Consider the following 22745-nt stretch of genomic DNA (forward strand, 5'->3'; position numbering starts at 1 on the left):
TTTTCTGTCATTCGTAAAAGCCGACAGTTTCCCGAGCGGTCCCGGCACTGTCACTTGTTTTTTCTCATGGGCGGCCATAGCCAGATTCAATAGCGGTACTTGCCGCCGTGAATGTCGGACAACAATTGCTCCGTGACTTGCACGTAAGTCTGGGTTCCCGGCAGCCAGGCATAGATCGGATCATCACCCGTCCTACCCGGGTCGAAGGCTTCGTCCTTGAGCCGGGTCTTCTGATACTTGAAAGTCCCGGTGGTTTCCATTTTCACTTTCACCCGCAGGAACAACGGCACCGCATAGGCCGGCATTTGCTCGCGGACAAAGGCCAGCAGTTCGCTGAAGTCCAGGGTGGCCAGGGATTCGGCGGGCGTGATCGCCGCCATCCCGGCCCGGCCATTGGTGTTGCGGATTTCCACGCCGTAGGCCACGGCCTCGGAAATATGCGGGTGTTGCAGAAGGATGTTCTCGACCTCCGTGGTCGAGACGTTTTCACCCTTCCAGCGGTAGGTGTCACCCAGGCGGTCGACAAACTGCGCATGACCAAAACCGATGTTGCGCAACAGGTCGCCGGTGTTGAAGTAGCGGTCACCCTTTTCGAACACATCCTCAAGCACGACCTTGGCGGTTTTCTGCGGGTCGGTGTAGCCGTCCAGCGGAGCCTTGTCGTCGATTTTTGCCAGCAACAACCCTTGCTCGCCCTTGGCGACCTTGCGCATCAAACCGTTGGCGCCACGAATCGGCGCCCCGCTGTCGTGGTCGTACGCGACCAGTTCCCAGGACATCAGGGAAAAACCGATCGTGTTGTCGAAATTGAGAATGTTGGTGAACCCGATGTTGCCGTCGCTGGCGGCATAGAGTTCGCAAATGTGGTTCACCGCAAAGCGGGTCTTGAACTCGTTCCAGGCGCCGGGACGCAGGCCGTTGCCGATCATCTTCTTCACATCGTGCCGGCTGTCGTCGGCGCTCGGTGGTTGATCAACCAGGTAGCGGCACAGCTCGCCGACATAACCGATGGTGGTTGCCTGGTATTTGCGAACGTCGCTCCAGAATTGACTGGCGCTGAATTTGCGGCGGATGGCGAACCCGCTGGCACCACTGACGGCCGAGCCCCAGCACACGCAAAGGCCGGTGGCGTGGTACAGCGGCAAGGTGCAATAGACGACATCCTCCGGGCGCATGTCCAGCGCGATCATGCCGAAGCTCGCGGAGCTGCGCATCCAGCGGCCATGCTTGAACACTCCGGCCTTGGGCAGCCCCGTGGTGCCCGAGGTGTAGATATAAAAGCAGGGATCGTCGAAGAAAATCCGCTGGCTGTTGGCCGGGTTGTCGCAGGCGTCGTCGAGGCTGACAGTCATCAGGTTGATGAACCCTTCAGGCGCGATACCCGGTTGGCGAGAGGTGTCCTGATCGGCGACGAACCAGGTTCGGGCAGGCTGGACCGACACCCGATCCCGTATCGCCTGGTAGGCCGGGACCAGCTCCTCACCGACAATGATCGCCACCGGCGCCACCAGATTCACACTGTGCACCAGGGTGTCGCGGGTCTGCGAGGTATTGAGCAAGGCACTGATCGCGCCGACCTTGGCCACCGCCAGAATCGTCACCAGCAATTCCGGGCGGTTCTCGATGAAGACCGCCACCACGTCACCCTTGCCGATACCTTGGCCGATCAGGTGATGGGCGATGCGGTTGGCCCACTGGTTGACCTCGGAGTAACTGAGCGTGACGTCGTCCTGCAGCAGCGCCAGGCCGTCCGGGTTGCGCAACGTGGCTTGCTCGAAACTCCAGCCCAAACCACACGCCTGGGTCGGGTCCTTGACGTTGGCGACCTTCATGCCCTTGACCACCCGGGGGATGACTTTGGCGATGGAAGGCAGCTTGCGGAGCATCATGCCCCAGGTAATCGTGTCGTTCGACGTGCGGCTCATGATGCTCCCGTTCGATCTTTTTATTGTCGGGCTGCGATGACTGAGCCCGAAAATACGTCAACGGTTCTTGAGCTGTACACGCGGTTTTTGAAATGTTTTGTATCCGCGATCTTGATCCGCGATCGATAGGTTGCCCGGCGAGAACCCCGACTTGAGCAATGGTTCCATCGAATCGCCGAGCGACCTCGCAAAATGCAGGATGCACGATGGTCAATCATGCAGATTGCACGACTACAAAAATCATCAAAAACAGTAAGTTATTGATTTTTATTGATATTAGCCAACTAAAAACACTGGCACAAAGGCTGCAACGGTCTCTCCACGCCATTCAAGTCATCACGGAGCTGAACGACATGAGCCTGATCCAGGAAAAGTTTTCGTCCCTGTTCTCCAACTACACAGTCGCCACCCATCCCCGCCCTGATGGCGGGATCCTGCTGACCCTGAGCGGCGGCGAAGGCAAAGTGTTCAAACGCTCGATTTCCTATCAGCAATTGCACAACGGCGACCAACTGACGTGGGTCATCAGTGCGATTCGCCGCGACCTCGCCGAACAAGCCAGTGAGCTGCCGCAGATTTCCTTGCTGCAAAGCCAGCAACGGTTTGCCTTGCCGACTTATCACTCGCTGTAAAACGGTAAATAAAACTGTGGGAGCGGGCTTGCTCGCGAAAGCGGGGTGTCATTCAACATTGATGTTACCTGACACTCCGCTTTCGCGAGCAAGCCCGCTCCCACAGGGGTTTGTGGCGTTTAGAAATTAGCGGGGTTTATCCGCGCAAAGCTGTCCACAGTGACGTGACCTGCCAGTTCCCCGCCTTCGCGAGCCAGGCCGCAAGTGGCCATTCCTGCCGAACGCGCCGCGTCGAGCTCTTCGACGATGTCCGACAGGAACAGAATCTGCCCCGCCTCGAGGTTGATCGCCTGAGTGATGTTGGCGTAGGACTGCGCCTCGCGCTTTGGCCCTGAAGTCGTATCGAAGTAGCCGCTGAACAGCGGCGTCAGGTCCCCCGCCACCGAACAGCCGAAGATCAACCGCTGGGCCTGGATAGAGCCGGACGAATAAACGAACAGTTGAAAGCCATCCTGATGCCAGCGCTTGAGCGCTTCAACGGCGTCCGGGTACACGTGGCCCTGCAACTGTCCGGTCTGATAGCCCTGCTCCCAGACCATGCCCTGCAACGCTTTCAACGGCGTGGCCTTGCGGTCTTCGGCAATCCAGCCCAACAGGATCTCGACGATCCGCTCGACGTCGGCGTCCGGCTCATTGCTCTCGCGGCGTACGGCGGCCAGTTGTTCGGCCACGTCAGCGCGCCCGGCGTGCTCTCGAACAAACGCCGGCAGGTGTTTGGCGGCATAGGGAAACAGCACGTCGAAGACAAAACTCACCGCGCTGGTGGTGCCTTCGATGTCGGTGAGAATCGCTTTGATCGGCATCGACTCAGTCCTCCAGACGCGGAAATTGGCTGGCGATGTCTTCACCGGTGAAGTTGGCCACCCAGCCTTCCGGGTTGTTGAACAGGCGGATCGCAATGAAATGCGGGTGCTCGCCCATGTCGAACCAGTGTTTGGTTCCGGCTGGCACCGAGATCAGATCGTTTTTCTCGCACAGCACGGCGTAGACGTAATCGTCGATGTGCAGGGTAAACAGACCACGGCCGGCAACGAAAAATCGCACTTCGTCTTCGCCATGGCGGTGTTCGTTGAGGAACTTGGCGCGCAGTTCGGCTTTTTGCGGGTGATCGCTGTTGAGGCTGATCACGTCGACGGTGATGTAACCGCGCTCGGTCATCAGCTGGTCGATTTGCGCTTGATAGGCGCCAATCACTTCTTCCTGAGTGGCGCCCGGCTGCAGCCGGGTGGCGGCTTGCCAACGGTCGAAGCGCACGCCTTGTTCAGCCAGGGTCGAGGCGATGTCTTCGAAATGGGTCAGCACCTTGTTGGGGATTTCAGGGCTGGAGACGTGATAAACGGACAGGCTGCTCATCAGGGCAACTCCTTAACGGTTCATGCTTTAACGTTCAAGAGCGAGCGCATCTTCAACTCGCACTCGAACAAAAATTCAAAGGCCTCGATCTGCCGCAGGGCATCGCTCATGCGTGCGCCCCAGGTGTAGAGGCCATGGCCGCGAATCAGGTAGCCGACGCAATCGGGATGGGCGTCCAGCCAAGGCTGCACCTTGGCGGCCAGGCGCGCAATGTCCTGGTCGTTGTCGAAAATCGGTACACGCACCCGGGACTCGTGGGTCGTCACACCGCTGAAGGCTTTTTGCAGTTCGTAGTCTTCGAACTCGATGAAGTCTTGCGGCGTCAGGCGTGACAGCACGGTGGCATTCACCGAATGGGTGTGCAGCACCGCACCGATCTCCGGCCGCCAGCTGTAAAGCTGAGTGTGCAGCAGGGTTTCGGCGGACGGCTTCTTGCCCGGCTCCAGGCTATTGCCTGACAGGTCGGTGGCCAGCACATCGTCCATGCCCAACTGGCCCTTGTGCTTGCCGGAGACGGTCAGCAAGGCTTCGGTCGGCGACAGACGGGTCGAGTAATTGCTGCTGGTGGCCGGCGACCAGCCGCGGCCATAGAGAAAACGCCCGGCGTCGATGATTTCCTGGGCGAGGTGTTCACGGGTAAGGCTCATGGCCTGTCCTCTTGCATACATGTGGCAATGATAACGGCAGCCGCGAGCGCTGCGAGGCTGGCAATACTAAAGGTCAATGCGGCGCCAAGGGTGTTCCAGCTGTAGCCGGAATACAACGCACCCAATGCACCGCCGGTACCGGCCAGGGCGGCGTACAACGCCTGGCCCTGGCCTTGCTGGCGTGCGCCGAAGCTACGTTGCACGAATGAAATGGCAGCGGCGTGAAAGCTGCCGAACGTCGCCGCGTGCAACACCTGGGCAAACAACAGCACCCACAGAAACTCCGCGAGCGAGCCCAGCAATAGCCAACGCAGCGCCGCCAGCAGAAAACTGGCCATCAGTACCCGACGCAATGAGAAGCGCGTGAGGATCCTGCTCATGGCCAAGAACATCAAAACTTCAGCCACCACGCCAACCGCCCAGAGCATGCCGATCACACCGCGGCTGTAACCCAGTCGCTCAAGGTGCAGCGTTAAAAACGTGTAATACGGCCCATGGCTCATCTGCATCAGCGCCACGCAGACGTAAAACGCCAATACACCGGGGCTGCGCAGTTGCTTGAGAAATCCGTCCCCCGCCACCCGGTTGCCCGGTGTCGGCTGGGCATTGGGCACCCACAGGCTGCTGAGGACGATGCCGGCCAGGATCAGCACCAGCGCCGCGGGGTAGATGTCCAGGCTCAGCCATTCGAACAGCCGGCCCAGCGCGACCACGGTGATGATGAAACCGATCGATCCCCACAGGCGAATCTGGCTGTAGCGCGAGGTCTGCCCCTGCAAGTGCGCCAGGGTGATGACTTCGAACTGCGGCAACACCGCGTGCCAGAAGAACGCATGCAAGGCCATGACCATCGCCAGCCAGGCGTAGGTCTTGCTGACGAAAATCAGCGAGAAGGTCAGCAGCGTGCACACCGCGCCAAAACGCACGATGGCCCGCCGCCGACCCGTGAAGTCGCCCAGCCAGCCCCAGATGTTCGGCGCCACGCAGCGCATCAGCATCGGGATCGCCACCAGCTCGCCGATGCGCGCGGCGCTGAATCCCAGGTGATCGAAATACAGCGCCAGAAACGGCGCTGTCGAACCGAGCAAGGCGAAATAGAACAGATAGAAACTGGAGAGCCGCCAGTACGGGAGCGCCGCAGTCGCCATCAGACGGCTGCGACCAGCAGGTCAGCCATTTACAGCTGACCCAGCACCGGCGTGCTCACACGCACATCGGCGTTCTGCCCACGGTGACGCAGCAGATGATCCATCAGCACGATGGCCATCATCGCCTCGGCGATCGGCGTGGCACGGATACCGACGCACGGATCGTGACGGCCCTTGGTGATCACTTCCACCGGGTTGCCGTGGATGTCGATGGAACGGCCCGGCGTGGTGATGCTCGACGTCGGCTTCAGCGCCAGGTGCGCAACGATAGGCTGCCCGGAGGAAATACCGCCGAGAATGCCGCCGGCGTTGTTGCTAAGGAAACCTTCCGGGGTCATTTCATCGCGATGCTCGGTGCCGCGCTGGGCGACGCTGGCGAAACCGGCGCCGATTTCCACGCCCTTGACCGCGTTGATGCTCATCAGCGCATGGGCCAGTTCGGCATCAAGACGGTCGAAGATCGGTTCGCCCAGGCCTGGCATCACACCTTCGGCCACCACGGTGATTTTCGCGCCGACCGAATCCTGGTCGCGGCGCAACTGGTCCATGTAGGCTTCCAGTTCCGGCACTTTGTCCGGGTCCGGGCTGAAGAAGGCGTTCTGCTCGACCGATTCCCAGGTCTTGAACGGGATTTCAATCGGCCCGAGCTGGCTCATGTAGCCGCGAATCACGATGCCCTGGCTGGCCAGGTATTTTTTCGCAATCGCCCCTGCCGCGACGCGCATCGCGGTTTCACGGGCCGAGCTGCGACCGCCACCACGGTAGTCGCGCTCACCGTACTTGTGGTGGTAGGTGTAGTCGGCGTGGGCCGGACGGAACAGATCCTTGATCGCCGAGTAGTCCTTGGACTTCTGGTCTGTGTTGCGGATCAACAGGCCAATGGCGCACCCCGTGGTGCGGCCTTCGAACACGCCAGAGAGGATTTCGACTTCGTCGGCTTCCTGGCGCTGGGTGGTGTGGCGGCTGGTGCCGGGCTTGCGGCGGTCGAGGTCACGCTGCAGATCCTCCAGGGATATCTCCAGACCCGGCGGGCAGCCATCGACAATGGCGACCAACGCCGGGCCATGGCTTTCGCCCGCGGTGGTGACAGTGAACAGCTTGCCGTAGGTATTGCCGGACATGCAGGACGCTCCGTGAAATGAACCTGAATACGTAATGCGCGCCAGTATACGCAGGCTACCCAAGTAGTTCATCCTCGAACCTTATGGGTGCCTGTGAGTCCAACCGGCATCTTCTTGATGATGGCGTGATGATGCTGCGAGTTCTAGCCTTGAGCCTTACCCTGATTTCCGGCTTCGCCCAGGCGACTGTCCTGCAACGGCCGATCACGTTGGACACCGGCACCGGTGAGCTTTTCGGCTCGTTGCTGCTGCCCAAGTCCGACAACCCGGTCCCCGTTGTCCTGATCATTTCCGGCTCCGGTCCTACGGATCGCGACGGCAACAACCCTGACGGCGGGCGTAACGACAGTCTCAAACGCCTGGCCTGGGTGCTGGCCAAACACAACATTGCCAGCGTGCGTTACGACAAGCGCGGCGTTGCAGCAAGCCTGGCCGCGACGCCGGACGAACGCAATCTGACGGTCGACGCCTACGTTTCCGACGCCGAGGCCTGGGGCCAGAAGCTCAAGACGGATCCGCGTTTCGGCAAACTGATCGTGCTCGGGCACAGCGAAGGCGCCTTGATCGCCAGCCTGGCCGCGCCGACCATCGACGCCGATGCGGTGATTTCCGTCTCGGGCAGCGCGAGGCCGGTCGATCAGGTGATCCGCCAGCAACTGGGCAATCGCCTGCCACCGCCGTTGCTGCTGCGCAGTAACCAGTTGCTCGACAGCCTCAAGGCCGGGAAGCCCGACGACAATGTGCCGCCACCCTTGCAGGCCATTTTCCGTCCGAGCGTGCAGCCGTACCTGATTTCCCTGTTCCGCCAGGACCCGGCCGCGGCATTTGCCAAGCTGAAGATGCCAGCGCTGATCATCCAGGGCAGCAACGACATCCAGGTCGGCGTCAATGACGCCAGGCTGCTCCAGGCCGCCAAACCGGACGCCGAACTAGCCCTGATCGAGGGCATGAACCACGTCATGCGCATCGTGCCCAACGACGTCAAACGCCAGCTGGCTTCCTATAAGGACCCGCAATTGCCCCTGGCGGCGGAACTGGGCACGCGAATCCTCGGGTTTATCGACGGACTTCGTACCAGTTAACGGCTCCATACCCTCCAGTCTTGGGAAAAACGGCCGATAAGCCTTTGTCGCCAACACATTGGTTGGCGACAAGCTGAGCTTGGACAGGATCTCGCCGTTATGACTGACACCCAGACTTCACCCGACACCCCCGCTGAAACAGAAGCACCGCCAGCGGTCGAGCTGCCCTGGGCGGACGTCCACGTCGAGCACCACAAGATGCTCCGTCTGGCGCCGCTGCAGACTGACCGCAATACAGGCGGGCGCCCATTGCGCTTTGTCGAGTTCGGCTATGCCGAGCGCAACGACAAGGCGCACAGCCTGATGCGCATGAGTATCACCCTGCCCGCCCAGCGCGTGCGCAAGGAACAGAATCATCTGGATGTGTGGGTCGACCACGCCCAAAAGCGCGTGCATTTCGGACCGGAAAGCGGTTTGCAGGTCGAACCGCTGAACCGCGGCATCGGCCGATTCATGATCGCCCAGGGCATCAACTGGGCGAAGAAACGCTGGCCCACCTACACCGTCGACGACTTTGACCTGAACAACAAGGAAGCGCTCAACGAAGACACCCGCCAGCGCCGCGATCATTTTTTGCGCGTGCACGGTTTCGACGTGGTGTATGCCGATGCCCAGCATTTGAAAGGCAGCGTCAAAGCAGTCAAGGTCGGCGACCTTGCGGGGGACTGGAACAGCGAAAAACTGCAGGTCGTGGAGATCCTCGAGGCGGCACAGATGCTCCAGCAAGCCGAGCAGAACCTGGCCGAGCAGGAAGTCAAACTCAAGAAACACGAAGAGAAGGTCAGCAAATACAAGCGCGAAGACGCCGGGTTGCGCTTCACCATTACGTGCCTGGTGGCGTTTGCGGTGTTTCAGGCGGGCTTGCTGATCTGGATTGCCACGCACCGTTGAAGGCTTGAGACCGCGGCGCGGCTATCGCGGGCAAGCCACGCTCCCACAGGATTCGCGCCGTACTCAAATGATGCGGCACACACTGAACCTGTGGGAGCTGGCTTGCCAGCGATAGGATTTCAGCCAATCAGACGCGGGAAGCGAACAACGCCTGATGCTCCCGGCACTGCTGCGCGCTCAGCATGAACACACCGTGACCACCGCGCTCGAACTCCAGCCAGGCGAAGTCGACTTCCGGGTACAACGCCTCGACGTGCACCTGGCTGTTGCCCACTTCGACAATCAGCAAGCCTTTCTCGGTCAGATGATCCGCCGCTTCGGCAAGCATGCGTCGCACCAGGTTCAAACCGTCATCGCCGCAGGCAAGGCCCAGCTCCGGTTCGTGCTGGTATTCGTCCGGCATGTCGGCGAAATCTTCCGCATCGACGTAGGGCGGGTTCGACACGATCAGGTCGAAACGTTGTCCCGGCAGGCCCTCGAAACCGTCCCCCTGCACCGTGTACACGCGCTCATCGACACCGTGGCGCTCGATGTTCTGGTTGGCCACTTCCAACGCTTCGAACGACAGGTCGGCCAACACCACTTCGGCATGCTGGAACTCGTAGGCGCAGGCGATGCCGATGCAGCCGGACCCGGTGCACAGGTCGAGAATCCGCGCCGGCTCGTTGGCCAGCCACGGGGTAAAACGGTTTTCGATCAGCTCGCCAATCGGCGAACGCGGAATCAGCACGCGCTCATCGACGATGAACGACATGCCGCAGAACCACGCCTCGCCCAGCAGGTAAGCGGTAGGCACCCGCTCTTCAATGCGGCGCTTGAGCAGCAGCTGCAGGCGAACCACTTCGTCTTCTTCAAGATTGCAGTCGAGGTAGCTGTCGGCGATTTCCCACGGCAGGTGCAGCGCGCCCAGCACTAGTTGACGGGCTTCGTCCCAGGCGTTGTCGGTGCCATGGCCGAAAAACAGATCCTCCCCATGAAAGCGGCTGACGGCCCAACGGATATGGTCACGCAGGGTGCGAAGGCGGGAAGTGATCACGACGGCAAACTCCAGAAAAATCGACGGGCGATTCTACCAGTCAAACGGCGCCACGACGACGCAGGAAAACGACCGACTCAAATGTAGGAGTTATCCGTTTTTTCGCCAGGCAATTGAACAAAACGTGACTATTGACAAGGCTAGAGGCCAGCAACCACGGCACCTACGATCGTAGCGATTCACATAACCGCTCAGCCAGAGGACAATGGCGCAAAAGCCCCACTCCAAGGAGCCCCAGAATGTCCGTTCCAAAAACGATGTTTCAACTCAGCGGCCGCGGTTATCCGGCAGCCAAGCTGAGTCATGCGACCCTTATCATCATCGATGCCCAGAAAGAGTATTTGAGCGGGCCGCTGGCCCTCAGCGGCATGGATGAGGCCGTCGCGAACATCAAGCAGTTACTCGCTGCGGCCCGTGCCGCCGGCCGGCCGATCGTGCATGTCCGCCACCTCGGCACGCTCGGTGGCATGTTCAACCCGCAAGGCGTCGGTGGTGAATTCATTCCGGGTCTTGAGCCACAGAGCGACGAAACCATCATAGGCAAATTGCTGCCGAGCGCGTTCCACGGTACCGAACTGGCCAAACGCCTGGAGGACCTCGGCGCCCTCGACCTGATCGTCTGCGGCTTCATGAGTCACTCGAGCGTCAGCACCACTGTGCGCGCCGCGAAGAACCTGGGTTTCCGCTGCACACTTATCGAAGACGCCTGCGCCACACGCGACCTGCCCTACAAGGGCGGTGTCCTGAGCGCTGCGCATGTTCATCAGACCGAAATGGCGATCATGGGCGACAACTTCGCCACCCTCGCGCTGACCTGTGAACTGATCTGATCGACGCTCAATGAGCGGCCTGGAACGCCGCTCATCCGCAAAAACCTCTCATTTGCCGTAATTGTCTTAGCCTCAGGAACATCCCGGTCAACTCCCGGTCGAAGGGCCGATACCCATTGAGGAAGGTCGGAATGAAGTTATCCGATGGTTTTGACGCTCGCCGCTTGCGGCCCAAAGGCCAACGCAACTGGCGTTTTCGAATCGGCGCGACGTTCGCGGCATTGCTGGCGATGTGCGGCGTGTTGCTCGCCATGGCCGGTGCCGCCGGCCTGCTCGGCCACGCACCCGCCCTGGGTGAGTTGAACACCAGCCGCACCGCTGCTGCCGTGATCCTGGCCATCGGCCTGTTCGTGCTGTACCTCGGTGTCTGGCTGTGGCGCCGTTGCCGCCGTCGCTCGCGGCAGTCGCGGGAACTGGCCATGTCCCCGCACCTGATGAAAAAACACGACTGAGCCAAGCGCTGCGCGCGTTTTTGTCGCGCCCGATTCGCTTCGAGTTGGGTAAACTGGCCGCCCTTCGCGGAGGCTGACATGCAAGACGACGATTTTTCCCTGTTCAAAAGCGCGATCCAAGGCGTCAAGCCGATCAAGCACGATCGCGCCGAAACCGGCAAACCCAAGGCTGACCGTGCGCAGATTGCCAAACTGCGTCAAGCGGCCACCGTGCGCACCGAATCCACCACCGTTGACGGTCTGTCCGATCAGTTCGTCATCGACGTCGGCCCTGAAGACGAGCTGATGTGGGCGCGTGACGGCGTGCAGGAAAGCCAGATGCGCAAGCTCAAGATCGGTCAGATTCCATTCGAAGGCAGCCTCGACCTGCACGGCATGAGCGTGGAAAAGGCCCGGGAAACCCTCTGGGCGTTCCTCGCCGAAGCAACCAGATTCGAAATCCGCTGCGTGCGCGTCACCCATGGCAAGGCAGTACGCCTGGACGGCAAGCGGCCGATGATCAAAAGCCACGTCAACACCTGGCTGCGCCAGCATCCGCAAGTGCTCGGCTTCACCTCGTGCCAGGCCAAACATGGCGGTGCCGGGGCGGTTTATGTGATGCTCAAACGCACCATGATGGAAGGCCGCGACGAGTAAAGCTGATGCGCCACGCTTGCAGCGTCGTGTCCGTCACCGTACCCTTGCCCTTTGCGTAAAATCCCACAGGTAGTTTCATGTCCCTGGAACAGAATTACACGGCGATCCTCGGCCAGCTCGGCGAGGACGTTTCCCGCGAAGGCCTGCTCGACACGCCAAAACGTGCCGCCAAAGCCATGCAGTACCTCTGCCGCGGCTATGAACAGACACTGGAAGAGGTCACCAACGGTGCCCTGTTCAGCTCCGACAACAGCGAAATGGTGCTGGTCAAGGACATCGAGTTGTACTCGTTGTGCGAACACCACCTGCTGCCGTTCATCGGCAAGGCGCACGTTGCCTACATCCCGAGCGGCAAGGTCCTGGGCCTGTCGAAGGTGGCGCGGATTGTCGACATGTACGCCCGTCGCCTGCAGATCCAGGAAAACCTCAGCCGCCAGATCGCCGATGCGGTCCAGCAAGTCACCGGCGCCCTGGGCGTTGCAGTGGTGATCGAGGCCAAGCACATGTGCATGATGATGCGCGGCGTGGAAAAGCAGAATTCGTCGATGATCACTTCGGTGATGCTCGGTGAATTCCGCGAGAACGCCGCCACCCGCAGCGAATTCCTCAGCCTCATCAAGTAATTCGCGGCACGAAGAAAACCGGCATTCATCGCCGGTTTTTTTTCGTCCGCGAAAAATCAGGTAAGCTGCGCGCCCTTCTTCGTTAGCACCGTGAGGCTTTCAACGTGTTCGTAAAAGCGCTTCGTGTCGGCCTTGGCCAACTGATCATCTTCATCGACTTCCTGACTCGCCCAAGCAAAAAGCAGCGCCCTGCTGCCGCCCAGGCCCAGGTTGAATCCGCCGCCAAGGGGCTGACCCTGTATCAATTCCACGCCTGCCCGTTCTGCGTGAAGACTCGCCGCACCCTGCGCCGCCTGAACGTGCCGGTGGCCCTGCGCGATGCGAAGAACAACGAACAGGATCGCCAGGCCCTGCTCGAGCAAGGCGGCAAGATCAAGGTGCCGTGCCTGCGTATCGAAGAAAATGGCCAGACCACCTGGATGTATGAGTCCAAGGTGATCATTGATTATCTGGACAAGCGATTTGCGGCTGCCTGATGTTTTTGTGGTGATCTGACTGACGCCATCGCGAGCAAGCTCGCTCCCACAGGGGGCTTGTGGCGTGCACAAAACCTGTGGGAGCGAGCTTGCTCGCGATGGGGCCGGCTCAGACAACGCAAACCCCGAACAAAGATAAACCGGCTCAAGGGCCGGTTTATCTTTGTCTGCTTTCAGGCCGCTTTGGCGGCTTGGGCTGCCCGTACCACCCCCGCCAAGCCCTTGAGCCCCTCCTCCAGCCGCGCTGGGTCAATGTGGCTGAAGTTCAACCGCAAATACCCGTGATGCTTGTCCGGATCGGGGAAGAACGGCTCGCCCGGCATGAACGCCACATCGTTGGCCAACGCCGCATTGAGCAAGGTTCGAGTGTCCAGCGGCTGCTTGAGTTTCAACCAGAAAAACAGCCCGCCCTGCGGTTCGTTCCAGTCCGCCAGATCAGAAAAGTGGGTTTGCAGTGCCAGCTGGAACGCATCCCGGCGCACCCGGTAAAAATCCCGTAGCTCACTGCGATGCTGTTGATACTTCTCGGTTCCGATCCATTGCAACGCCTGCCACTGGCCGACCCGGTTGGTGTGCAGGTCCGCCGACTGCTTGAGTTTCAACAGATGGGGAAACAGGTCCGGGCTGGCGATCAGATAGCCGACGCGCAAACCTGGCAACAGGGTTTTCGACACGGTCCCGGTGTAGATCCAGCTGGCTTTTTTCAAACGACCGGCAATCGGCGTGGCGCTGCCACCATCGAAGGTCAGCTCGCGATAAGGCTCGTCTTCGATCAGGGTGACGCCGAACTCGTCGAGCAGCGCTGCCACCGCGTCGCGTTTGGCTTCGCTGTAACGCACCGCCGAAGGATTCTGGAAGGTCGGGATCAGGTAGATGAAGGCCGGGCGGTGTTGCTCCAGGCGAGCGCGCAGCTCCGTAAGGTTAGGCCCGTCAGCCTCCAGCGGCACGGTCAGGCAATCGGCGCCGAACAGCTGGAAAATCTGCAATGCCGCCAGATAAGTCGGCGCTTCGAGCAGGATTTCGGTGCCCTTGTCGATGTAGAGCTTGGCGGCCAGATCCAGAGTTTGCTGTGAACCACTGACCACCAGTACCTGGCTTGCCTCACATGCCACACCCAACGCTCGCGCCTCGGCGGCCAGCGCCTCACGCAGCGAAGGTTCGCCCTCGCTCATGCCGTATTGGCCCATGGAAAGCGGCATCTCGGCCCAGTCGACCTTTGGCAACATGGCTTCGGCAGGTAAACCGCCGGCAAACGACATCACCTGCGGGCGCTGGGCCGCGGCAAGGATTTCACGGATCAAAGAACTTTTAAGGCGTGAGACACGTTCGGAAAAAGCCATGGGGATCACCGGTAGCGAGGCATGAGGAAAATGAGTCAAACTTGTTGACCGAAATTACGCTTCTTCGAATGGATACGTCAACATGCTTGACCTTAAAAACCCGCTTTCCCAACAGCAAGCCATGGAAGCGTTTTTCTTCGGCTACCAGGCTTTCACCGCCAAGGCCGATGAAATGCTCGAACGCCGAGGGCTGAGCCGGGTGCATCAACGCATCGTGTTTTTCATCGCCCGCTATCCGAACCTGAGCGTCAAGGAACTGCTCGCCTTGCTTGGCGTGAGCAAGCAGGCGCTGAACATGCCGTTGCGACAATTGCTGGAGATGCATCTGGTCGACAGCGTCGCGTCCGAGACGGACAAGCGTAAGCGTCTGCTGGAGTTGACTGCGGAAGGCGCGCGGTTTGAGCAGGCGTTGAGACGTGAGCAGGTGAAATTGCTGGAGCGGGTGTTTGCCGAGGCTGGGGAGACGGCGGTGAATGGGTGGTTGGCGGTGAATCTGGCGTTGGGGAAAAGTCAGGCCCATACCGACTGAATTGCTGATTTTGATGCTGGCTGATCCGGCCTCTTCGCGGGCAAGCCCGCTCCCACAGTGATGGATGGTGCCCACAAATCTTGTGCCTGACCGGGCTTCCTGTGGGAGCGGGCTTGCTCGCGAAGGGGCCGGAACAGGCGATATATCCCTAAAGCCAAACTTTTCGTCGACAAAATCAAAAACATTATTTGCATTCTTTGTATACAAAAGCATAATCCACTTCGTGCGAGTTCCTGACCAATCGGTCAACAAATTCGCAAGTGCCTCAAAGGGCCGCTGCCACCCTCATGGGTCCGGCCCTGGAAATAACAATAAAACTCTTGAGGAGTATTCGCTGTGGAAAGCCGCAAATCCGAAGCATCGACGCTGGATCTCTCGCCGCCATTACGCAATGGCTTGCTGGAGCGTCTGTTCAAACTCAGCTTGCACGGCACCACGGTGAAGACCGAGCTGATTGCCGGTCTGACAACCTTCATCACGATGGCCTACATCATTTTCGTCAACCCCAACATCATGGCCGACGCCGGGATCGATCACGGTGCGGCATTCGTCGCCACCTGCATCGCCGCTGCACTCGGTTGCCTGTTGATGGGCCTGTACGCCAACTGGCCAGTCGGCCTGGCGCCAGGCATGGGGCTCAACGCCTTCTTCACCTACACCGTGGTCGGCACCATGGGCTACAACTGGGAAACCGCCCTCGGCGCGGTGTTTGTGTCCGGTGTGTTGTTCATGATCCTGACCTTCTCGCGGATCCGCGAATGGCTGCTCAACAGCATCCCGGTCAGCCTGCGCTTCGCCATGGGCGCCGGCGTGGGTCTGTTCCTGGGGCTGATCGGCCTGAAAACTGCAGGTATCGTCGTCGATAGCCCGGCCACGCTGATCAAGCTCGGCTCCCTGCGCGAACCCGGCCCGCTGCTCGCCGCCGTGTGCTTCCTGATGATCGCCATCCTCAGCTATCACAAGGTGTTCGGCGCGATCCTCATCAGCATCATCACCGTGACCCTCGCTGGCTGGGGTCTGGGCCTGGTGCACTACGAGGGCATCATGTCGGCCCCGCCAAGCCTGGCTCCGACCTGGATGGCCATGAACGTCGCCGGCGTGTTCAACGTCAGCATGATCAGCGTGGTCCTGGCGTTCCTCTTCGTACACATGTTCGACACCGCCGGCACCTTGATGGGGGTTGCCCAGCGCGCCAACCTGGTGGGCGCTGACGGCAAGATCGAAAACCTCTCCCGCGCCATGAAAGCCGACAGTGCTTCCAGCGTATTCGGTGCAGTAGTCGGCGTTCCGCCGGTCACCAGCTACGTGGAAAGTGCTGCCGGTGTCGCTGCGGGTGGTCGGACTGGTCTTACCGCAGTCACCGTGGGTGTGCTATTTATAGCGGCAATGTTTTTCGCACCACTGGCCGGCATGATTCCCGCCTATGCCACCGCGGGCGCACTGATTTATGTCGCAATGCTGATGATGGGCGGCATGGCCCACATCGAATGGGATGAAGCGACCGACAGCATTCCGGCGATCGTCACCGCAATCATGATGCCACTGACCTTCTCGGTCGCTGATGGCATCGCGCTGGGCTTCATCACCTACGTGGCGTTGAAGGCCGGCACCGGCAAGTACAAGGAAATCTCCGTCAGCCTGTGGGTGCTCTGCGCGATCTTCATCGCCAAGTTCATCTTCCTGTAAGTCTTACGCGGGACCCGCTTCAAAACAGCCTCACCCCGTCGGGTGAGGCTTTTGTGCAAATGGAGGAAAGTGATGAGTCTGGAAACCTGGCTGCTGTTCAGCGGCGCTGCGCTGATAGTGATCCTGATCCCGGGGCCCCTGTCTTTGCTGATGATCAGCAACAGTCTGAATTACGGCCTGCGCCGCTCTTACCCGGCCTTTCTCGGCGGCGTGTCCGCATCGATCTGTCTGCTGAGTGCGTCGGCGCTAGGCCTGGGTGCGTTGTTGCTGGCGTCGGAACAGCTGTTCAGCGCCCTGAAGATTCTGGGTGCCCTATACCTGTTCTACCTCGCCTGGCAGAGCTGGCAGCAATCGCGCCTGCCTTCCCATGGCGCTGAAGTGCCACAGGCCGCACCGGTGCCACGCTTTCGTGCACTGTTCGGGCGTGCGTTCATGCTGGGCGCCAGCAACCCGAAGGACATCCTGTTCTTCGCCGCTTTCCTGCCGCAGTTCTTGAGTGCCGAACAGCCGTTCCTGCCGCAGCTGCTGGTGATGATTGTCACTTGGACGCTGCTGGATCTGGCCTGCAAGTTGGCTTATGGCCTCGGCGCCCATGGCGCGGCACGTTATCTGCGTAGCGGCAAGGGGCAGAGCTGGTTCAACCGGATCAGTGCCGGGTTGTTCAGTGGTGCGGGGGCTGCGTCTCTGCTGAGCCGCTAACAGCTGTAGGAGCGAGCTTGCTCGCGATGGACGTCAACGATGACGCGGGCCATCTGAATGCCCGCGTTGTCTGGACCTCCATCGCGAGCAAGCTCGCTCCTACAGACGAAAAAAAGCCCGCAGTGTGAGCGGGCGAAAGACCAAAGAAGCTATATGCGCAGTCGCTTCCAGGGTGCAGCAGCTGCTTGGGGGATCAGCTGCCGCGATAGGTGGAGTAGCTGTAAGGTGAAATCAACAACGGCACGTGGTAGTGATCCTGCTCGGCAGAGATGCCGAAACGCAGCACCACCACATCCAGGAAGGCCGGCTCCGGCAGCTTGACGCCGCGGGCGCGGTAGTAATCGCCGGCATGAAACTGAACCTGATAGACCCCGGTGCGGTAGTCATCGCCTTGCAGCAACGGTGCATCGACACGGCCATCGCTGTTGGTTATCGCGCTGGCGACCAATTCCAGGTGCGATCCTTCAACGCGGTACAACTCGACCTTGATCGAGCTGCCCGGGCAACCGTGTGCTGCGTCCAAAACGTGTGTAGTCAAACGTCCCATTGATTCTGCGCGCCTGCCTGCGTGGAGCAGTCAGACTTCGCGCCTCCCGAAGTCAGTTGAAAAGGAGACCGCACCGATTCGGAGCACGAAAAGTTGCGGCGAGCGACTGATTAAGACACTTTTCAAAAAAATTGTACACAATAAAAACGACATTTTTCGCGCCATACCCGGCACCTGCACATTTACCGCCGATTTCCCGCCGAACAGCACACTCCATGAACCCTTCATCAAATTACTGACCAGTCAGGCAGATTTCTTGCAGGCTCACGCCAATAGCAGTAAAAGATGACAGTCGGTTAAAAATGCGAAAATTCAGGCTTACAAAGTGAATATAAAGTTGTATACAATCAGCCCATCGCTGTGACGCCAGCCTGCCAACCAATCTTCAGCTGCGTCACACCAACCGTCATCATCGAACAAGAAGGAAGCCTGCAGTGAGCGCTGACTACCCACGCGACCTGGTCGGTTACGGCAGTAACCCTCCTCATCCACACTGGCCGGGCAATGCCCGTATTGCCCTGTCGTTCGTACTCAATTACGAAGAAGGCGGCGAGCGCAACATCCTGCACGGCGACAAGGAATCCGAAGCCTTCCTGTCGGAAATGGTGTCTGCCCAGCCGCTGCAAGGCGCGCGCAACATGAGCATGGAATCCCTTTACGAGTATGGCAGCCGTGCCGGCGTATGGCGGATCCTGAAGCTGTTCAAGGAATTCGACATTCCGCTGACCATCTTCGCCGTGGCCATGGCCGCCCAGCGTCACCCGGACGTGATCCGCGCCATGGTCGATGCCGGCCACGAGATCTGCAGCCACGGCTACCGCTGGATCGACTACCAGTACATGGATGAAAACCAGGAACGCGAGCACATGCTCGAAGCGATCCGCATCCTCACCGAAATCACCGGTGAACGCCCACTGGGCTGGTACACCGGCCGCACGGGTCCGAACACCCGTCGCCTGGTGATGGAAGAAGGCGGTTTCCTCTACGACTGCGACACCTACGACGACGACCTGCCCTACTGGGAACCGAACAACCCGACCGGCAAGCCGCACCTGGTGATTCCGTACACCCTGGACACCAACGACATGCGCTTCACCCAGGTCCAGGGTTTCAACAAGGGCGACGACTTCTTCGAATACCTCAAGGATGCGTTCGATGTGCTCTACGCGGAAGGCGCCGAAGCACCGAAGATGCTGTCGATCGGCCTGCACTGCCGCCTGATTGGCCGTCCGGCGCGTCTGGCTTCGCTCAAGCGCTTTATCGAATACGCTAAAAGTCATGAACAGGTGTGGTTCAGCCGTCGCGTCGACATCGCGCGCCACTGGCAGGAAACCCACCCGTACCAAGGGGCCGCGAAATGAGCGCCTTTCAAACATTGAAACCATCGACATTGAGCCGCGACGCCTTCGTCAAAGCCTTCGCCGACATCTACGAACATTCGCCATGGGTGGCCGAAAAGGCCTTCGACCTGGGCCAGGACGCCTCGATCGACGAGATCGAAACCCTGCACCAGCGCATGAGCGACATCCTGTTGAGCGCCGATCACGCCAGCCAGTTGGCGCTGATCAACGCTCACCCGGACCTGGCCGGCAAAGCCGCCGTCCAGGGCGAGTTGACCGAAGCCAGCACTAATGAACAGGCTGGCGCCGGTATTCACCAATGCACGGCCGAAGAGTTCCAGCGCTTCACCGAGCTGAACGACGCCTACAAAGCCAAGTTCAAGTTTCCCTTCATCATGGCGGTAAAAGGCAGCAACCGGCATCAGATCCTCGCAGCGTTCGAAACGCGCATCCACAACCCGGTCGACACCGAGTTCAAATGCGCGCTGGCGGAGATCAACAAGATCGCCCTGTTCCGATTACTGACCCTATAGCAAGCCTGGCCCAGCGATTTCATGAACGCCGAAACCGCCCAGGGCCTTGCAAGCATCCCAAGCCAACTTATTAAAGGCAGACAAGAAGAATGAAAGCTTACGCCGTACCTTTCGAGAAGTTCGTCAACCTGGCCGATGCCCGCCTGGGCACCAAAATCATCTCGGTCACCGATGACTGGTTCGCAGACGCCAACCGTCTGTTCCAACCGACCCCGGCCGTATGGAAGGAGGGCGTGTTCGATGACAACGGCAAGTGGATGGACGGCTGGGAATCGCGCCGCAAGCGCTTCGAAGGCTTCGACAGCGCCGTGATCCGCCTGGGTGTACCGGGTTCGATCAAGGGCGTCGACATCGACACTTCATTCTTCACCGGCAACTTCCCTCCATCGGCGTCCCTGGAAGCCTGCTTCCTGGCGTCGGGCGAGCCTGATGAAAACACTCAGTGGACTGAAGTGCTGTCCGCCGTCGAGCTGCAAGGCAACAGCCACCACTACCACGAAATCAGCAACGACCAGGCCTTCAGCCACCTGCGCTTCAACATCTACCCGGATGGCGGCGTGGCCCGTCTGCGTGTGTACGGCGTGCCGTTCCGCGACTGGTCGGCCATCGGCGACAACGAGCAAGTCGACCTGGCCGCAGCACTCAACGGTGGCCGCGCCCTCGCCTGCTCCGATGAACACTTCGGCCGCATGAGCAACATCCTCAACCCGGGCCGTGGCATCAACATGGGCGACGGCTGGGAAACCGCGCGTCGCCGTACCCCAGGCAATGACTGGGTCATCGTCGCGCTGGGTCATGCCGGCGAAGTCGAGAAAGTCATCGTCGACACCCTGCACTTCAAGGGCAACTACCCGGACAGCTGCTCGATCCAGGGCGCTTTCGTGAAGGGCGGCACCGACAGCCAGATCGAAACCCAATCGCTGTTCTGGCGCGAACTGCTGCCAAGCCAGAAGCTGGAAATGCACGCCGAACACACCTTCGCCGAGCAGATCAAGGCACTGGGCCCGATCACCCACATCCGCCTGAACGTGTTCCCGGATGGTGGTGTGAGCCGCCTGCGTGTACTGGGCAAGGTCGCTAAATAAGCGCTGAACCCAATCGCGAGCAAGCTCGCTCCCACAGGTTTTGTGAACGCCACAGTCCACTGTGGGAGCGAGCTTGCTCGCGATGGCGTCAAAACAAACAACACAGAATTCGGAAAAGAACAGCATGCGCACACTGACGATTGAACCGCTGACCAAAGAAGCCTTCGCCCCTTTCGGTGACGTGATCGAAACCGACGGCAGCGATCACTTCATGATCAACAACGGTTCGACCATGCGCTTCCATAAACTGGCGACGGTCGAAACCGCTACGCCAGAGGACAACGCGATCATCAGCATCTTCCGCGCCGACGCGCAGGACATGCCGCTGACCGTCAGCATGCTGGAGCGCCATCCGCTGGGCAGCCAGGCTTTCATTCCGCTGCTCGGCAACCCCTTTCTGATCGTGGTCGCGCCACTTGGCGATGAACCTGTATCAGGCTTGGTCCGCGCCTTCGTCACCAACGGCAGGCAGGGCATTAATTACCATCGCGGCGTCTGGCACCACCCGGTGCTGACGATCGAAAAGCGGGATGACTTCCTGGTGGTTGATCGCAGTGGCACAGGCAATAACTGCGATGAGCATTTTTTCAAAGAGGATGAGCGTTTGATCCTCGCCCCCCACCAATAAGAGAAGGTCTGATCACTCGACAACAGAGTGACAGGCGAGAGGTAAAGACTGTGGAAGCACATCTGTTGGAATGGCTGAACCTGAGCGTGCGCTGGGTTCACATGATTACTGGCGTGGCCTGGATCGGTGCGTCGTTCTATTTCGTCTGGCTGGAAAACAACCTCAACCGGGTCAACCCGAGAACCGGCCTGGCCGGTGATTTGTGGGCGATCCACGGCGGCGGCATCTACCACCTGGAAAAATACAAGCTGGCCCCACCGACCATGCCGGACAACCTGCACTGGTTCAAATGGGAAGCCTACTTCACCTGGATGTCGGGGATCGCGCTGCTGTGCGTGGTGTTCTACTCCAACCCGACGCTCTACCTGCTGGCTCCGGGCAGCACCCTGAGCGGCCCGGAAGGCGTAGCCATCGGTATCGGCTCGCTGTTCATCGGCTGGTTCGTCTACTCCTTCCTGTGCGACTCGGCCCTGGGCAAACGCCCTGCCCTGCTCGGCTTCATCCTGTTCGTCCTGATCATCGGCGCGGCCTATGGCTTCAGCAAGGTGTTCAGCGGTCGCGGTGCGTACCTGCACGTCGGCGCGATCATCGGGACCATCATGGTCGGCAACGTGTTCCGCATCATCATGCCGGCACAGCGCGCACTGGTCGCGGCGATCGCCGAGAACCGCACGCCGGATCCGGCCCTGCCGGCCAAAGGCCTGCTGCGTTCGCGTCACAACAACTACTTCACCTTGCCGGTGCTGTTCATCATGATCAGCAACCACTTCCCGAGCACCTACGGCAGCCAGTACAACTGGTTGATCCTGGCCGGGATCGCGGTACTGGCGGTGTTGGTGCGTCACTACTTCAACACCCGTCATGACAGCCACAAGTTTGCCTGGACCCTTCCAGTCGCAGCCGTCGGCATGATCAGCCTGGCCTACGTCACCGGCCCTGCACCGTTGAACAACCCGGAAGTGGCCAAGGCACCCGCGAAGATCGAATACCAGCCGCTGCCGGAAACCGCAGTGGGCGGTGGTTTGAAACCCGCTGAAGCCAAACCTGCAGAAGCGCCAGCCGCCGCTCCGGCGCAAGCGTCCAACGCCGGCCCTGGCTTTGACAAAGTGCACAGCGTGATTCAGGAACGTTGCGCGGTTTGCCACTCGGCCAAGCCCACCAGCCCGCTGTTCAGTGCGGCCCCTGCCGGCGTGATGCTCGACACCCCCGAGCAGATCCGCCAGAACGCACCGCGGATCCAGGCGCAAGCCGTCACCAGCCAGATCATGCCACTGGGCAACATCACCCAGATGACCCAGCAGGAACGTGACCTGATCGGTGCCTGGATTGTGCAGGGAGCCCAGACCAATTAATCGTTAAAAGCTTCGCGAGCAGGCTCGCTCCCACACAGGCAACACAGATCCTGTGGGAGCGGGCTTGCCCGCGAAAGCGTCAGGTCAGTCAACAACGATGTTGAATGTTATGGCCTATTCGCGAGCAAGCCCGCTCCCACAGGTTTGCCTGACG

General features: G+C 60.1%; 25 protein-coding genes. 16 read left to right on the top strand and 9 right to left on the bottom strand.

The genetic code is table 11. From position 1 onward, the window contains the following. Positions 1-86: 86 nt before the first annotated feature. Positions 87-1925: a long-chain-acyl-CoA synthetase gene (locus KW841_RS08245; protein ID WP_218475161.1), complete on the bottom strand. Its 1839-nt coding sequence runs from the start codon at positions 1923-1925 to the stop codon at positions 87-89. Positions 1926-2278: 353 nt separating this feature from the next. Here KW841_RS08245 and KW841_RS08250 point away from each other — a divergent pair, with 353 nt between their 5' ends. Next, positions 2279-2557, top strand: coding sequence for a DUF3509 domain-containing protein (locus KW841_RS08250; protein WP_033047898.1), 279 nt, complete (start codon positions 2279-2281; stop codon positions 2555-2557). A 119-nt stretch (positions 2558-2676) separates the two neighbouring features. Here KW841_RS08250 and mtnC read toward each other — a convergent pair whose 3' ends face one another. From mtnC to aroC, 5 genes are read right to left on the bottom strand one after another with little or no spacing between them, the layout of a single operon-like run. Further along, complete coding sequence (gene mtnC, locus KW841_RS08255; protein ID WP_218475163.1) at positions 2677-3360, bottom strand: acireductone synthase; 684 nt, start codon at positions 3358-3360, stop codon at positions 2677-2679. A 4-nt stretch (positions 3361-3364) separates the two neighbouring features. Next, positions 3365-3910 (bottom strand): acireductone dioxygenase, encoded by a 546-nt coding sequence (locus tag KW841_RS08260; protein ID WP_007974895.1) that lies wholly within the window; start codon positions 3908-3910, stop codon positions 3365-3367. A 20-nt stretch (positions 3911-3930) separates the two neighbouring features. Continuing rightward, the gene (locus tag KW841_RS08265; RefSeq protein WP_095964025.1) at positions 3931-4557 is read right to left on the bottom strand and encodes a methylthioribulose 1-phosphate dehydratase; all 627 of its coding nucleotides are present in this window, start codon (positions 4555-4557) and stop codon (positions 3931-3933) included. Then, complete coding sequence (locus KW841_RS08270) at positions 4554-5705, bottom strand: MFS transporter (RefSeq protein ID WP_218475165.1); 1152 nt, start codon at positions 5703-5705, stop codon at positions 4554-4556. Before KW841_RS08270 ends, KW841_RS08265 begins: the two co-directional genes overlap by 4 nt. Positions 5706-5734: 29 nt before the next feature. Continuing rightward, positions 5735-6826 carry a chorismate synthase gene (aroC, locus tag KW841_RS08275; protein ID WP_007974902.1) on the bottom strand — a complete coding sequence of 364 codons (1092 nt, stop codon included), beginning with the start codon at positions 6824-6826 and terminating at the stop codon, positions 5735-5737. A gap of 83 nt (positions 6827-6909) precedes the next feature. Between aroC and KW841_RS08280 the strand changes: the two genes are divergently transcribed. Next, complete coding sequence (locus KW841_RS08280) at positions 6910-7908, top strand: alpha/beta hydrolase (RefSeq protein ID WP_218475168.1); 999 nt, start codon at positions 6910-6912, stop codon at positions 7906-7908. 99 nt (positions 7909-8007) lie between these two features. Next, on the top strand, positions 8008-8799 hold the full coding sequence (locus KW841_RS08285; protein ID WP_218475170.1) for a hypothetical protein: 792 nt from the start codon (positions 8008-8010) through the stop codon (positions 8797-8799). A 127-nt stretch (positions 8800-8926) separates the two neighbouring features. Here the strand turns inward: KW841_RS08285 and prmB are convergent, their stop codons facing one another. Next, positions 8927-9835, bottom strand: coding sequence for a 50S ribosomal protein L3 N(5)-glutamine methyltransferase (gene prmB, locus KW841_RS08290; RefSeq protein WP_218475173.1), 909 nt, complete (start codon positions 9833-9835; stop codon positions 8927-8929). 239 nt (positions 9836-10074) lie between these two features. Here prmB and KW841_RS08295 point away from each other — a divergent pair, with 239 nt between their 5' ends. The 5 genes from KW841_RS08295 to KW841_RS08315 all read left to right on the top strand — a co-directional run bounded on the left by KW841_RS08295 (position 10075) and on the right by KW841_RS08315 (position 12852). Beyond that, positions 10075-10665: a cysteine hydrolase family protein gene (locus KW841_RS08295; RefSeq protein WP_007974909.1), complete on the top strand. Its 591-nt coding sequence runs from the start codon at positions 10075-10077 to the stop codon at positions 10663-10665. Between the two features lie 131 nt (positions 10666-10796). Next, positions 10797-11117 (top strand): hypothetical protein, encoded by a 321-nt coding sequence (locus KW841_RS08300; protein WP_218475175.1) that lies wholly within the window; start codon positions 10797-10799, stop codon positions 11115-11117. A 78-nt stretch (positions 11118-11195) separates the two neighbouring features. Further along, on the top strand, positions 11196-11753 hold the full coding sequence (locus KW841_RS08305; RefSeq protein ID WP_007974913.1) for a Smr/MutS family protein: 558 nt from the start codon (positions 11196-11198) through the stop codon (positions 11751-11753). 77 nt (positions 11754-11830) lie between these two features. Further along, positions 11831-12376 carry a GTP cyclohydrolase I FolE gene (folE, locus tag KW841_RS08310; protein WP_003204506.1) on the top strand — a complete coding sequence of 182 codons (546 nt, stop codon included), beginning with the start codon at positions 11831-11833 and terminating at the stop codon, positions 12374-12376. Positions 12377-12480: 104 nt separating this feature from the next. Continuing rightward, positions 12481-12852 carry a glutathione S-transferase N-terminal domain-containing protein gene (locus KW841_RS08315; protein WP_007974915.1) on the top strand — a complete coding sequence of 124 codons (372 nt, stop codon included), beginning with the start codon at positions 12481-12483 and terminating at the stop codon, positions 12850-12852. 173 nt (positions 12853-13025) lie between these two features. Here the strand turns inward: KW841_RS08315 and KW841_RS08320 are convergent, their stop codons facing one another. Continuing rightward, entirely contained in the window at positions 13026-14192 is a 1167-nt protein-coding gene (locus tag KW841_RS08320) for a PLP-dependent aminotransferase family protein (protein ID WP_218475178.1), read from the bottom strand. Between the two features lie 82 nt (positions 14193-14274). Here KW841_RS08320 and KW841_RS08325 point away from each other — a divergent pair, with 82 nt between their 5' ends. The 3 genes from KW841_RS08325 to KW841_RS08335 all read left to right on the top strand — a co-directional run bounded on the left by KW841_RS08325 (position 14275) and on the right by KW841_RS08335 (position 17106). After that, a complete protein-coding gene (locus KW841_RS08325) occupies positions 14275-14721 on the top strand; it encodes a MarR family winged helix-turn-helix transcriptional regulator (RefSeq protein ID WP_218475181.1) in 447 nt (148 codons plus the stop codon). Between the two features lie 336 nt (positions 14722-15057). Then, the gene (locus tag KW841_RS08330; RefSeq protein ID WP_015096117.1) at positions 15058-16407 is read left to right on the top strand and encodes an NCS2 family permease; all 1350 of its coding nucleotides are present in this window, start codon (positions 15058-15060) and stop codon (positions 16405-16407) included. 72 nt (positions 16408-16479) lie between these two features. Then, positions 16480-17106: a LysE family translocator gene (locus KW841_RS08335; RefSeq protein ID WP_053157031.1), complete on the top strand. Its 627-nt coding sequence runs from the start codon at positions 16480-16482 to the stop codon at positions 17104-17106. 193 nt (positions 17107-17299) lie between these two features. Here the strand turns inward: KW841_RS08335 and uraH are convergent, their stop codons facing one another. Further along, on the bottom strand, positions 17300-17653 hold the full coding sequence (gene uraH / locus KW841_RS08340) for a hydroxyisourate hydrolase (protein ID WP_007974925.1): 354 nt from the start codon (positions 17651-17653) through the stop codon (positions 17300-17302). A gap of 434 nt (positions 17654-18087) precedes the next feature. Between uraH and puuE the strand changes: the two genes are divergently transcribed. The 5 genes from puuE (at position 18088) to KW841_RS08365 (ending at position 22591) form a co-directional block, all read left to right on the top strand. Beyond that, the gene (puuE, locus tag KW841_RS08345) at positions 18088-19014 is read left to right on the top strand and encodes an allantoinase PuuE (protein WP_102673301.1); all 927 of its coding nucleotides are present in this window, start codon (positions 18088-18090) and stop codon (positions 19012-19014) included. Beyond that, positions 19011-19526 (top strand): 2-oxo-4-hydroxy-4-carboxy-5-ureidoimidazoline decarboxylase, encoded by a 516-nt coding sequence (gene uraD, locus KW841_RS08350; protein ID WP_218475183.1) that lies wholly within the window; start codon positions 19011-19013, stop codon positions 19524-19526. Before puuE ends, uraD begins: the two co-directional genes overlap by 4 nt. 89 nt (positions 19527-19615) lie before the next feature. Further along, positions 19616-20611 (top strand): allantoicase, encoded by a 996-nt coding sequence (alc, locus tag KW841_RS08355; protein WP_007974931.1) that lies wholly within the window; start codon positions 19616-19618, stop codon positions 20609-20611. 124 nt (positions 20612-20735) lie between these two features. Continuing rightward, on the top strand, positions 20736-21239 hold the full coding sequence (locus KW841_RS08360) for an ureidoglycolate lyase (protein WP_007960046.1): 504 nt from the start codon (positions 20736-20738) through the stop codon (positions 21237-21239). Between the two features lie 50 nt (positions 21240-21289). Then, positions 21290-22591, top strand: coding sequence for a urate hydroxylase PuuD (locus KW841_RS08365; RefSeq protein ID WP_218475185.1), 1302 nt, complete (start codon positions 21290-21292; stop codon positions 22589-22591). The last annotated feature ends 154 nt before the right edge of the window (positions 22592-22745 follow it).

The sequence above is a fragment of the Pseudomonas sp. PDM28 genome (assembly GCF_019219115.1).
GTDB lineage: Bacteria > Pseudomonadota > Gammaproteobacteria > Pseudomonadales > Pseudomonadaceae > Aquipseudomonas > Aquipseudomonas laurylsulfatiphila.

Coding starts and splice junctions, on each gene's coding strand:
- KW841_RS08245 (WP_218475161.1), bottom strand. CDS start 1,925: ATGAGCCGCACGTCGAACGACACGATTACCTGGGGCATGATGCTCCGC.
- KW841_RS08250 (WP_033047898.1), top strand. CDS start 2,279: ATGAGCCTGATCCAGGAAAAGTTTTCGTCCCTGTTCTCCAACTACACA.
- mtnC (WP_218475163.1), bottom strand. CDS start 3,360: ATGCCGATCAAAGCGATTCTCACCGACATCGAAGGCACCACCAGCGCG.
- KW841_RS08260 (WP_007974895.1), bottom strand. CDS start 3,910: ATGAGCAGCCTGTCCGTTTATCACGTCTCCAGCCCTGAAATCCCCAAC.
- KW841_RS08265 (WP_095964025.1), bottom strand. CDS start 4,557: ATGAGCCTTACCCGTGAACACCTCGCCCAGGAAATCATCGACGCCGGG.
- KW841_RS08270 (WP_218475165.1), bottom strand. CDS start 5,705: ATGGCGACTGCGGCGCTCCCGTACTGGCGGCTCTCCAGTTTCTATCTG.
- aroC (WP_007974902.1), bottom strand. CDS start 6,826: ATGTCCGGCAATACCTACGGCAAGCTGTTCACTGTCACCACCGCGGGC.
- KW841_RS08280 (WP_218475168.1), top strand. CDS start 6,910: ATGGGTGCCTGTGAGTCCAACCGGCATCTTCTTGATGATGGCGTGATG.
- KW841_RS08285 (WP_218475170.1), top strand. CDS start 8,008: ATGACTGACACCCAGACTTCACCCGACACCCCCGCTGAAACAGAAGCA.
- KW841_RS08295 (WP_007974909.1), top strand. CDS start 10,075: ATGTCCGTTCCAAAAACGATGTTTCAACTCAGCGGCCGCGGTTATCCG.
- KW841_RS08300 (WP_218475175.1), top strand. CDS start 10,797: ATGAAGTTATCCGATGGTTTTGACGCTCGCCGCTTGCGGCCCAAAGGC.
- KW841_RS08305 (WP_007974913.1), top strand. CDS start 11,196: ATGCAAGACGACGATTTTTCCCTGTTCAAAAGCGCGATCCAAGGCGTC.
- folE (WP_003204506.1), top strand. CDS start 11,831: ATGTCCCTGGAACAGAATTACACGGCGATCCTCGGCCAGCTCGGCGAG.
- KW841_RS08320 (WP_218475178.1), bottom strand. CDS start 14,192: ATGGCTTTTTCCGAACGTGTCTCACGCCTTAAAAGTTCTTTGATCCGT.
- KW841_RS08325 (WP_218475181.1), top strand. CDS start 14,275: ATGCTTGACCTTAAAAACCCGCTTTCCCAACAGCAAGCCATGGAAGCG.
- KW841_RS08335 (WP_053157031.1), top strand. CDS start 16,480: ATGAGTCTGGAAACCTGGCTGCTGTTCAGCGGCGCTGCGCTGATAGTG.
- uraH (WP_007974925.1), bottom strand. CDS start 17,653: ATGGGACGTTTGACTACACACGTTTTGGACGCAGCACACGGTTGCCCG.
- uraD (WP_218475183.1), top strand. CDS start 19,011: ATGAGCGCCTTTCAAACATTGAAACCATCGACATTGAGCCGCGACGCC.
- alc (WP_007974931.1), top strand. CDS start 19,616: ATGAAAGCTTACGCCGTACCTTTCGAGAAGTTCGTCAACCTGGCCGAT.
- KW841_RS08360 (WP_007960046.1), top strand. CDS start 20,736: ATGCGCACACTGACGATTGAACCGCTGACCAAAGAAGCCTTCGCCCCT.